This window comes from Streptomyces sp. (genome assembly GCF_036566765.1).
GTDB lineage: Bacteria > Actinomycetota > Actinomycetes > Streptomycetales > Streptomycetaceae > Streptomyces.
Genome location: NZ_DATCVQ010000321.1, coordinates 1 through 9885, shown reverse-complemented (window position 1 = coordinate 9885; position 9885 = coordinate 1). Strand labels below are relative to the sequence as shown.

The window sequence follows — 9885 nt, the reverse complement described above, 5'->3', positions numbered from 1 at the left end:
CGGCCGCTGCGTGCGTCCAGCCCTTTGATCTGTTGTGCGGCAGCCGCGCTGAGACGTGCGGCCTCGCGTGGGTCGAGCCGGTCTTCGCCAGCGACTGAGACCACGGCGGCCGCGGCGAAGCCGTCGCTGGGCTCATGCAGGAGCTGTTCGAATGCGGTCCGATGGCGGGGAACGACCGGGTCAGCGAGGCGGCGCTGCTCGTGGAGGCGGACAACGTCGGCGTCGGAGAGGTGCGCTCGATCTTGCCGCCACGGCTGAGATACCGGCCGTCGCCATGCGAGGAGCGGGGGCTGGGCGGGACGTGGACCACCCGAGTAGCCGGCCTCCTCATCCGCGGTGATGGCGATCGAGGTGGTAAGCACCGCGAGCGGCAAGTCACACAAGGAGCGGGCGACCTGCTCCACCTTCCCAGGAAGGCCCTTTAGCGGCTGCGGGGTGAGGAAGAAGGTGCGCTCCTCCCTCCTCCTTGCCCCCCGATGCCGACGATCAGGGCGCCGCTGCTACGGCGAAGGAAGCGAGATCGCGAGCCGACCCCTTGTTCTCCCCCTTCGTTGCATGGAGCGCGACGTGCCGAACCCAGCGCGCCGCTTGGCGGGCGTCCAGGGGGCGTCGCACTCACGACCCTCACGATCATTGACATTGTCAATTGTTTACTTAAGCACCTCAATCATTTACTTGACTACCTCAAGCATCGGAGCCTACCTTCGTCGCATTACTTGAAGACATCAAATATCTACGAGCTGAAGCACCGAGAAGGCCCCCACCCATGAGTCACGAGATCACCCCGCCCGCCGCCGATCCCCGGCGCGAGACGCTCGTCGTCTTCGCGCTGAGCCTCGCCGCCATGGTCGTGTCGATGATGCAGACCCTGCCGGTCCCGATCCTCGGCCTCATCCGTGCCGACCTGGGCACCTCGGCCGCGAACGTGAGCTGGGTGACCACCGCCACCCTGCTCTCCGCCGCCGTTTTCACCCCGCTGCTCGGCCGCTTCGGCGACCAGCACGGCAAGAAGCCCACCCTGGTCGCCGTCCTCGGCGTCATGGTCGCCGGCTCCGTCGTCGCCGCCCTGGCGACCTCGCTCCCCCTGCTGATCCTCGGCCGCGTCCTCCAGGGCGCCGCCACCGCGATCTTCCCGCTCGCGCTGTCCGTGCTGCGCGAGGAAGTCCGCCCGCAGAAGCTGCCCGGCGCGATGTCCCTGGTCAGCGGCACCCTCGCCTTCGGCAGCGGCCTCGCGCTCGTCGCCACCGGCCTGCTCACCTCCGGCTCCGACGCCGACTACCGCAGCGCCTTCTGGATGGCCACCGGCTTCGCCGCAATCGCCCTGCTCGCCGTCGTGTTCCTGGTCCCCGCGACCCGCCACAAGACCGGCGGCCGCACCGATTTCCTCGGCGCCCTCACCCTCGGTGCCACCCTGCTGCTGCTCCTGCTGCCGATCTCGCAGGGCCACGAGTGGGGCTGGACCTCCGGCCGCGTCCTCGGCAGCTTCGCAGCCGCGGCCGTCATGACCGCCGTCTGGGTCCTCACCGAGCTCAAGGTCCGCGAACCCCTCGTCGACATGCGGATGTTCGTGCACCGGCCGGTGCTCATGGCCAACCTGGCCGGCATCCTCGTCGGCTTCGGCATGTTCGCGAACTTCCTGGGCGTCTCGTACCTCGTCCAGATGCCCGAGGCCCTCACCGGCTACGGCTTCGGCGCGTCGATTCTGCGCGCCTCCGTCGAGTTCCTGCTGCCCGGCGCGATCGTCTCCCTCCTCGCCTCGCCGGTCGGCGGCCGGCTCGTCCGCCACCGCGGTCCGCGCACCGCGCTGGCCCTGGCCGCCGTCCTCGGCGCCGTGGGCTTCGGCTGGCTCGCCCTCGACCACGGCCACACCCCCTCGGTGATCGGCGCGGGTGTGATCGTCGGCGCGGCCGTCAGCTTCGGATACGCGGCCATGCCCGCCGTCATCATGGCGAGCGTCCCCCACCACCAGAGCGGCATCGCCAACGGCATCAACTCCATCTCCCGCTCCACCGGCAGCGCGATCGGCAGCGCCGTGGTCACCACGATCCTGGCCTCGAAGACCATCGAGCACCTGCCCGCAGGCGTCCCGGCCCTGCCCGCCGAGTCCGGCTTCACCCTCACCTTCTGGATCGGCTCCGCCGCCTTCGCGCTCGTCGCGGTCATCGCCCGCCTCGGCCTGCGGACCGGCCAGGCACCCCGCACCGACCAGGTGAGCACGCCGGCCGCCGCGAAGGAAGCCGAGAAGGAGAAGGCAACCGCGGCATGACGAGGGGGGCGGGCCCGAGGAAGCGGAACGTCTTGTCCGGCTCATCCAGGGCCTGTTGGCGGCGCATGCGGGCTCGGACGGGGTCGTCCACGTCGCGGGCGGTCCGGTGGAACTCGGCAGCGGCGGCGAAGGTGTGCCGGGCGTAGTCCGGGGTCTGGAACAGGCCCGGGATCCGGGCCGTCTCGACGCCGCGGATCACCTGTGTGGCGTCGGTCTCGGCGGTGGCCTGCTCCTGCCGTGCGCGGTGGCCGGCGGCGACCTGGCGGCGCCATGCACGATAGGTGGTCTCCGGGCCGGTCAGGCGGCCCTTCAGCTCGGGCAGGGCGTCGGGACGGGCGGCGGCCGCCACCCACGCCGCGAGGTCGGCGTGGGTCGGCGTCTGCTTGCCGGCCTGGAGCCGGGACACCTTCGACGGCTGCCATACGATTCATGCGGCGAAGTCCTTGCCGGTCAGGCCGGTGCCGTCGCGGAGCTCGCGGAGCCGAGCACCGAGGACCTCGCGGGCTCGTTGGAAGTCCGTGCTCACACCGACGAACGTACCCGCCGGGCGAATTCGGTGGTCGGGATCGCGTGATGCCAGGCGGCGTCGCGGGCCTACCTTTTCGGTGATGGTGGAGATCGTCCGGCGGGAGACCTCGGTGCCATAGACCTCAGCCAGGTGGGCCTGGACCTCGCCGGTGGTGAGGCCCTTCGCGGACAGGGAGATGACCATCTCGTCCACGCCGGTCAGGCGTTGCTGCCGTTTCTTGACGATCTTCGGCTCGAACGATCCGTCGCGGTCCCGGGGCACGGATATCTCCACCGGGCCGACGTCCGTCAGCACGGTTTTGGCGCGGGGTGCCGTTGCGGGAGTTGCCGCCGTTCTTCCCGGCCGGATCGTGCTTGTGATAGCCGAGATGGTCGGTGATCTCGCCCTCCAGGGCGGACTCCAGCAGCCGGTTCGTCAGCTGTTGGAGCAGTCCGCCCTCGCCGGTCAGCTGCAGGCCCTCGGCCTGGGCCCGGGAGACCAGTTCGTCGATCAACCGGTCATCCACTCCTCGCGGGCGGGCTTGCCTGGCCCGGCCGGGCGGCCGGGGTGGCGCCTGGAGCGGGCGGCGATCGCGGTCTTCTCGTCGATGGACGGCACCACCGCCCCTTCAGGTGGGTCGCGGTACAGGTCGCACACGTCCGCGACACGGTCCCAGAAATGAGGGGTGTCGCGGCGGGTGAGCCGGCCGCGGACCCGGTGCGGTTTGAGGTCCAGGTCGGCCAGGATCCGGCCGACCTGGGAAGCCGAAACGGTGGCGAAGACGGTGTGCGACCTGGGCGGCGATCGTGCGGTGCGACCAGGTCGCCTCCGGGTGCGGGGGCGAGCTGGTGGCGGCGGCCACGACCGCCACCCTAACCAGGTGCCCATAGGTCTTGGGCCGGCCCGAACGGGCGGCGTCCTTCAGCCCTTTGAGGCCGCTGGCCGCGAACCGTCCACGCCACTTGCGGACCATGTTCACGCTGACCGCCAGGTCCCGCGATATGGCCCCGTTGCTCAGGCCCGCAGCTGCCGCCAGCACGATCCGCGCCCGCAGCACTGCCCGCACCTGCGCTTTCAATGAGGTCGCGGTACGGATCAGACGCTCGCGCACCGTCTCGTCCAACTCCACCACGACCGCCTCGCCCATTCCCGCCACACCCTCGCCCGCCCCGCCCAGACTGATGATCATGGCGCACGCGGGGGGTGACCCCGCAGGATGGACCCGTGCCGAAGAATCCGCCCGAGTCCATGCAGGACCACCTGCGCCACCGTCTGAACGTTCGCGCCAAGGAGCGCTGGCCCCAGCTCACCCGCGTCCAAGTGCGCTTCCGCTCCGGATTCGCCTACGTGGCAGGGGAGTTGCCAGCCGAAGAGGAACCGCTGCCACTGTGTCGGCTGCGCTTCACCGGCGTCCTGCGCACCTGGGGCTTCGCCCGCTACCTCGCCAGTCGCGGCACGTACGAGGACAATTTCCTGCCCACCGGGCTGCCGTTCGGCTCACCCGAAGACGCCCTGGACTGCGCCTGCGGCTTCTACCTCGGCGACCCGACGACCTGACCACTGAGACCGAACCGCCCACGTGGCGTTGCATCATCTGGAGGATTCCATGCCGCTGCCTGTCTCGCCCGTGCGGCTGACCGGCCACGATCTCATACTGCGGGAGTGGAAGAGCGCGGACCTGCCGGCCATGACCGAACTGTTCGACGAGCCCGAAATCGCTCACCGCACCCCACTCTCCTCGCCCTTCGACATGGAGGCGGCACGCGAGTATCTGGATATGATCCACCGCACCCGAGCCGAGGGACAACGACTCCACCTCGCCATCACGACCGACGGCCACAAACCCCTCGGCGAAGTGCTGCTCAACCTCTCCCGAGGCACCATGGGCTATGGCGTCGGCACCGCCCACCGCGGACAACGCCTGGCCCTGCGTGCCGCACAGCTAATGACCCACTACGCCCACCAGATCTTGAAACTGCCCCGCGTTCTGCTGGAAATCGAGGCTGACAACGCTCCCAGCATCGCTGTCGCACGCGCCCTGGAGTTCCGCCTCACCAACGACGAGCCACAACGAGTCGAGGGGAAAGACCGGGCCTTCATCCTGCACACCTGGGCCCATGGCACCCCCGCACACCCAGGCGACCACTGACAACCTGAGCACACCACACAGCGCCCGCCGGAGCGCTCACCCACAATCACCCCTCCACCAACTTCTGCGGAGCAGCACTAGTACCCGGGCGGATGCCGCTGGCAGAACGGGTTCCCGCCGAACCCCTACCTGTGCGTGGGCATGTAGCTTCTCTGCACTAAGTCAACCCGGGCGGTCGTGGGGGGTAGGTGCCGTTCTCTTTCGGTAGACGCTTGTGCCGCGGCCCCGGGCATTGGACGTGCCGGATCAGCCGCCCGGAGGCGGGGCGCTCGCGCGGCCGGTGCCGGTCGGTGCGGTACGGGAGTCCGGCCCCGTGTCCAGGAACTCCCGGATGGCGAAGCCGACCAGCACCACGACGACGATCCAGACCACGACCGCCGCGGTCGGGTAGCTCCACGTCGCGAGGACGACGGCCGCCACGGCGAGGATCGCGGCCCCGATCCAGCGCTTGTACCGGTTCACGAAGCGGCCGACCGGCCCGAGATGGAGCCCGCGCGCCGTCGAGACCTAACGAAGCCCGCCGATCGCCGACGCGCAGGCGGTGCGGATCGCGACGGCGACCCTCGACGGGCCGATCAGGAACGCTCCGACGGCCGTCACCAGTGCCGTCACACCGACGGCGCGGATGCTCGCGCGCAGGAAACGGACCAGGGCGTCGTAGATCGAGCCGGCGGCGGCCTGGGACGCTCCCGGTGGCAGATGGTCGAGGTAGAAGGACCGGAAGACCGTCAGGACGACGCCCAGGAAGAGCATGGCGACGGCCACCCCGGCCGCCGCGCCGATCAGGCCGCGCCGCCGGTTCACGGCGGTGAACACGCCGGCGGCGGCGACCAGCACGGCGATGATCGGCAGCCAGGTGCCCATGATCTGCAGGAGTCGGAAGTAGGACTTGACCTTGCCGACGTCCTTCGAGGCGAACACCACGAAGTTGGTGTGCACCTCAGGGATCTTCGCCGCGGGTCCGAAGCCGGAGCTCACCAGCTCGTCCTTCACCTTGGCGACGAACGGCCCGATGTCGATGGCGACCTGGTTGTTCTCCAGCGAGACCGCGCCACCGCCCTTGCCCGTCAGCGCCTTGTCGAGCGAGGAGTGCACCGCCCGGTTGGCGTCGACCCACAGGGTCGCGAACTGGTCGCTGGTCACCACCTTGTTCACGGTGCTGCTGACCAGCTGGGTGAGGCCGCTGGCGATCGGCCCGGTCAGGTCTCCGATCAGCTTGCCGAGCCGGGCGGCGCACCCTGCTCGGTGGCGGCCTGGGAGGGCCGGTCCACCACGGCCTGCACGTCGATGTGGGACAGAACCTCCGAGGTGACCCGGCTGGTGACCGCGGCCTGGACATCGGGGTCGCTCGCCAGCGGCGCGACCGTCGCGACGTACCGGTCGGTGTCGCCGACGATCGAGTCGGTCCACACCGCGACGACCGTGAGCAGCGCCAGCAGGGAGGAGATGACGATCAGGACGACCGAGCCGGACGTTCGAAGAAGGTGGTGATGTGCCCGGGGCGGTGGTTTCGATGCCTCGAGTGCGGCGAGCCGCTACCGCAACTCCTCGATCTCGGAGCGGTCGCCCGCAGTGCCCCGGGGCTCGGACGCGGCGTGTGGGGGCCGGCCGGTTCCGGGCGGTTCGCCGTCGGTCCGGCGCTGCTGCGGGCTGATGTCGCCCGTCGGTTCGGAAGCCGGATCGGGTGTGCCGCTCGGCATGGCATCTCCCTGCGTCGGGTCCTCTGATAGAGGCGGGGCGGCGGTCGCACTGACATCGCACCCGCTCCAGGAGATACCGTGAGTGATACCAGTGCCACCGCTTGTGCTCACCTGGGTGAACCCGCCCTCCGCGCGCTGCGGCCGCCGACCGCCGCCCGGAATCGAACGGGAGGCGGCGGCCGGGTACGTGCGGAAGACCGCCGCCTGTCGCGCAGGTCCGGGAGCGGGGACGGCTGTCAGCCGAGTTCGCTCGCGGCTTCCCGGACGGCTTTGTCAATGTCCTTGGAGCTGACGTCGAGCTCCTTGGCGATCTCCTGTTCCGCCTTCAGCCCGGCCTTCTCCACAGCCTGTGCCAGGGTGCTCTCGCCGACGATGACGAGAGCGGCCTGCCCGGCGTCGATGAGCTCTCCGAACTCCTTCACGTCCGCCCGCGACATGCCGCGCCACAGGTGACCGCTCACCCCGCCGACGGCCGCGCCCACGGCGGCGGTGCCGATGATCGCCGGAGGAAAGAGCAGGCCGATGAACGCGCCGACGCCCGCGCCGCCCCACGCCCCGTGCCGGGTGGCCATCTCGTCCTTGTTCACGTGCACCTTGCCGCTGTCGTCCTTCGTGACCACGGACGCGTCGTAGGTGCCGACCGCGCCGACCGCGTGGAGGTCCTTGACGATGTCGTAATCGGCCCTGGCCCCGGCCTCGCTGGGGTAGGTGCCGATGTAGATGAACACTGCTTCGGACTTCGCCACTGTTCCCGTCCTGTCTGTCCCTCACCGCGTCTGGAGGAGCGCGGCAATGGGGATGAGGCCGCACCACGAAGCCGCCGGCAGCCAAAGCTGCGGCTGTACGGGATCGTGCGGTCCTCACGTGCAAGGCCAGCATGCGCACCGGCGACCGGCCCGGCATCCCGGGAGACGGCCCGGGGTGCCGGGCGACGACCATGGTTTGATCGCAGACCGCCACCGCAGCAGGGAACGCGCCTCGGCCCTCCGGTCCGCTTCCGCATCCTTGGTGGTTCGGCGACAGAGTGAACAGCGTCCAGCCTCGCACCGCGTGGCAGCCGTGACCGCGGAGACAGGGTTGCCGGACCGGGCGTCCAAGCCCCCTCGATTCCCGCTGGCGCAGCAGGACACGCCCCGCGTGCATCACCCATTCACCTCCGCCGTTCCCCGCCTCCTGCCTGCCAGACTGCGGCCATGACCGAGGAAGAGGCCAGGGAGGACCAGACCCGCCGTCAACTGCGCACCTCCCGGATGGAGGCGTTCAGCGACGGCGTCTTCACCATCGCGGGCACGCTGCTCGTCATCGAACTCGCCGTCCCGCCCGGCTCCACGCACCTGTGGGACGCCGTCATCGAGCAGTGGCCCTCCTACCTGGGCTACCTGGTCAGCTTCGCCACCATCGGGGCGATCTGGCTGGCCCACTCGGTGATCACCGAGTACCTCGACCACGCGAGCCTGTGGCTGATGCGCGTGAACCTGATCCTGATGCTCACCGTCGCCTTCCTGCCCTTCCCGACCAAGCTCCTGGCCGAGTACGTCCGGGAGGGCGAGTCGGAACGCGTCGCCGCCACCCTCTACGGCATCAACCTCCTGCTGACCTCCGCCCTGCTCTACCTGTTCTGGCGGTACGCCGTCCGCCACGGACTCGTCCGCGACGACGCGGCCGAATCAGACGTGCAGGTCCTGACCCGGCGCCTCAGACCCGGACTCGCCGCCTACGTCGCGCTGATCATCCTCGGCCTCTTCGTCCCCGTCGCCGCGGTCGCGGGCTACCTGGCGATCGCCGTGTACTACCTGGTGCCCCTCGGACGGGCCAGGCGCCGGCGCCGCGTCCACCAGGCGATGGCATCACACCGGGACCAAGGCCAGAAGTGACCGAGCAGCCATCCGGGGCCGGCCACGAGACCTCGACCATGTCCTACCTGTGGGCCGCCCGGCAGACCACCAGCCGGCCCGCTCCGGCCGGTCATCGCGTCGGAGAACAACCGAAGGTGCCACGATGACGGCGTCGGATCTGGCGATCGTCACCGGGCTGGTCTTCGTCTGGGGGATGCTCTCCGCGCGACTGGAACGCTTCGACATGACCGCGCCCATCGTGTTCACCGCAGCCGGCGTCCTGCTGACCCACGGCCCGCTGACACCGCTCGGGATCACCCCCAGCCCAGAACTGGTGAAACTCCTGGCCGAGGCGACCCTCGCCATGGTGCTGTTCTCCGACGCCTCCCGGATCGGACTGCGCCAGCTGCGCCCCGACCTGGGACTGTGCCTGCGGCTGCTTCTTCTCGGACTGCCGCTGTCCATCGCCCTCGGCACAGTGACCGCCTTCATCCTGCCCGGGGTGGGCATCACCTGGCTCGCCCTGCTCGTCGGCGCCGCGCTCGCGCCCACCGACGCGGCCCTGGGCGCGGCGGTCATGGTCAACCCATCCGTCCCGGCCAGGATCAGACGGCTCCTCAACATCGAGAGCGGACTCAACGACGGAATCGCGACCCCCGTCGTGCTGATCGCCATCGCGGGGGCGTCCACCGCCGAGCACATCGGCGACACCGGACCCGGCAAGGCCGTGGCCGAACTCGCCCTGGGCCTGCTGATCGGGACCGCGGTCGGCGCAAGCGGCGGCCGACTCATCAAACTGGGCCGGGACCGGGGCTGGGTCGCCGACGGCTTCGCCGGAGCCGCCGTCCTCGGCCTGGCCCTGTGCTGCTACACCACCTCCGTCGCGCTGGACGGCAACGGATTCATCGCGGCGTTCACCGGCGGTCTGGCCTTCACCGCCGCCGGCGGCCCCGCGGCCACACTCGTCCCCTACCTCGAAGAGACCGGCGCACTGCTCTCCCTGCTTGTCTGGCTGCTCTTCGGCGTGCTCGCCGTGGTACCGGCCATGGAGGCCCTGACCTGGCAAACCGCGCTGTACGCGGTACTCAGCCTGACAGTGGTCCGGATACTGCCGGTCACAATCGCCCTCGCCGGCACCCGCCTCGGCCGGCCCGCAGTCCTGTTCGTCGGCTGGTTCGGACCACGCGGCCTGGCTTCCGTCGTCTTCGCACTCCTCGCCCTCGAAGACCTCAACGGGCCCGCAGCCCGGCCCGCGACCACCGTCATCGCCTTCACCGTGCTGCTCAGCGTCCTCGCCCACGGCCTCACCGCGGACCCCCTGGCCAAACGCTACGGCCCCCGCCTCGCCCCACCACAGGAAGCCCCAGCACCGGGCACACCGGCCGCACCGGCCGACATCCCCGAACGACGCCTTATCCGCCGCTCCC

Annotated in this window: 13 protein-coding genes and 1 pseudogene; 5 read left to right on the top strand and 9 right to left on the bottom strand. The window is 70.2% G+C overall.

Going from position 1 to position 9885, the window contains the following annotated elements; genetic code table 11:
* On the bottom strand, positions 1-404 hold a 404-nt coding region (locus VIU94_RS19055), incomplete at its 3' end, for a hypothetical protein (protein ID WP_331913030.1).
* A 362-nt stretch (positions 405-766) separates the two neighbouring features.
* Here VIU94_RS19055 and VIU94_RS19050 point away from each other — a divergent pair.
* The gene (locus tag VIU94_RS19050; protein WP_331913029.1) at positions 767-2266 is read left to right on the top strand and encodes an MFS transporter; all 1500 of its coding nucleotides are present in this window, start codon (positions 767-769) and stop codon (positions 2264-2266) included.
* On the opposite strand, the gene VIU94_RS19045 is transcribed toward VIU94_RS19050, so the two are convergent.
* The 3 genes and pseudogenes from VIU94_RS19045 to VIU94_RS44745 form a co-directional block, all read right to left on the bottom strand.
* Positions 2160-2672 carry a Scr1 family TA system antitoxin-like transcriptional regulator gene (locus tag VIU94_RS19045; RefSeq protein ID WP_331913028.1) on the bottom strand — a complete coding sequence of 171 codons (513 nt, stop codon included), beginning with the start codon at positions 2670-2672 and terminating at the stop codon, positions 2160-2162. The genes VIU94_RS19050 and VIU94_RS19045 overlap by 107 nt on opposite strands.
* Before the next feature lie 189 nt (positions 2673-2861).
* A pseudogene (locus tag VIU94_RS19040) lies at positions 2862-3300 on the bottom strand (transposase); the annotation flags it as partial.
* A gap of 102 nt (positions 3301-3402) precedes the next feature.
* A complete protein-coding gene (locus tag VIU94_RS44745; RefSeq protein ID WP_414720973.1) occupies positions 3403-3921 on the bottom strand; it encodes a helix-turn-helix domain-containing protein in 519 nt (172 codons plus the stop codon).
* 77 nt (positions 3922-3998) lie between these two features.
* On the opposite strand from VIU94_RS44745, the gene VIU94_RS19035 reads away from it, so the two are divergent.
* Positions 3999-4331, top strand: a complete 333-nt coding sequence (locus tag VIU94_RS19035; protein WP_331913027.1) for a hypothetical protein — start codon at positions 3999-4001, stop codon at positions 4329-4331.
* A 49-nt stretch (positions 4332-4380) separates the two neighbouring features.
* The gene (locus tag VIU94_RS19030) at positions 4381-4923 is read left to right on the top strand and encodes a GNAT family N-acetyltransferase (RefSeq protein WP_331913026.1); all 543 of its coding nucleotides are present in this window, start codon (positions 4381-4383) and stop codon (positions 4921-4923) included.
* A gap of 246 nt (positions 4924-5169) precedes the next feature.
* Here the strand turns inward: VIU94_RS19030 and VIU94_RS19025 are convergent, their stop codons facing one another.
* From VIU94_RS19025 to VIU94_RS19005, 5 genes are all read right to left on the bottom strand, one after another.
* On the bottom strand, positions 5170-5385 hold the full coding sequence (locus tag VIU94_RS19025) for a hypothetical protein (RefSeq protein ID WP_331913025.1): 216 nt from the start codon (positions 5383-5385) through the stop codon (positions 5170-5172).
* A gap of 45 nt (positions 5386-5430) precedes the next feature.
* Positions 5431-6069, bottom strand: coding sequence for a hypothetical protein (locus tag VIU94_RS19020; RefSeq protein ID WP_331913024.1), 639 nt, complete (start codon positions 6067-6069; stop codon positions 5431-5433).
* Between the two features lie 65 nt (positions 6070-6134).
* Positions 6135-6335 carry a hypothetical protein gene (locus VIU94_RS19015; RefSeq protein ID WP_331913023.1) on the bottom strand — a complete coding sequence of 67 codons (201 nt, stop codon included), beginning with the start codon at positions 6333-6335 and terminating at the stop codon, positions 6135-6137.
* A gap of 123 nt (positions 6336-6458) precedes the next feature.
* Positions 6459-6623: a hypothetical protein gene (locus tag VIU94_RS19010; protein ID WP_331913022.1), complete on the bottom strand. Its 165-nt coding sequence runs from the start codon at positions 6621-6623 to the stop codon at positions 6459-6461.
* A 236-nt stretch (positions 6624-6859) separates the two neighbouring features.
* Positions 6860-7369 carry a DUF1269 domain-containing protein gene (locus tag VIU94_RS19005; RefSeq protein ID WP_331913021.1) on the bottom strand — a complete coding sequence of 170 codons (510 nt, stop codon included), beginning with the start codon at positions 7367-7369 and terminating at the stop codon, positions 6860-6862.
* A gap of 447 nt (positions 7370-7816) precedes the next feature.
* On the opposite strand from VIU94_RS19005, the gene VIU94_RS19000 reads away from it, so the two are divergent.
* Together VIU94_RS19000 and VIU94_RS18995 are read left to right on the top strand one after the other, a co-directional pair.
* Entirely contained in the window at positions 7817-8497 is a 681-nt protein-coding gene (locus VIU94_RS19000; RefSeq protein WP_331913020.1) for a TMEM175 family protein, read from the top strand.
* A gap of 124 nt (positions 8498-8621) precedes the next feature.
* A partial coding sequence (locus VIU94_RS18995; protein ID WP_331913019.1) for a cation:proton antiporter occupies positions 8622-9885 on the top strand: 1264 nt, incomplete at its 3' end.

Excerpts from the sequence above, each read along its gene's own strand:
- VIU94_RS44745 (WP_414720973.1), bottom strand. The coding sequence starts at position 3,921 with ATGGGCGAGGCGGTCGTGGTGGAGTTGGACGAGACGGTGCGCGAGCGT.
- VIU94_RS19000 (WP_331913020.1), top strand. The coding sequence starts at position 7,817 with ATGACCGAGGAAGAGGCCAGGGAGGACCAGACCCGCCGTCAACTGCGC.
- VIU94_RS19010 (WP_331913022.1), bottom strand. The coding sequence starts at position 6,623 with ATGCCGAGCGGCACACCCGATCCGGCTTCCGAACCGACGGGCGACATC.
- VIU94_RS19050 (WP_331913029.1), top strand. The coding sequence starts at position 767 with ATGAGTCACGAGATCACCCCGCCCGCCGCCGATCCCCGGCGCGAGACG.
- VIU94_RS19030 (WP_331913026.1), top strand. The coding sequence starts at position 4,381 with ATGCCGCTGCCTGTCTCGCCCGTGCGGCTGACCGGCCACGATCTCATA.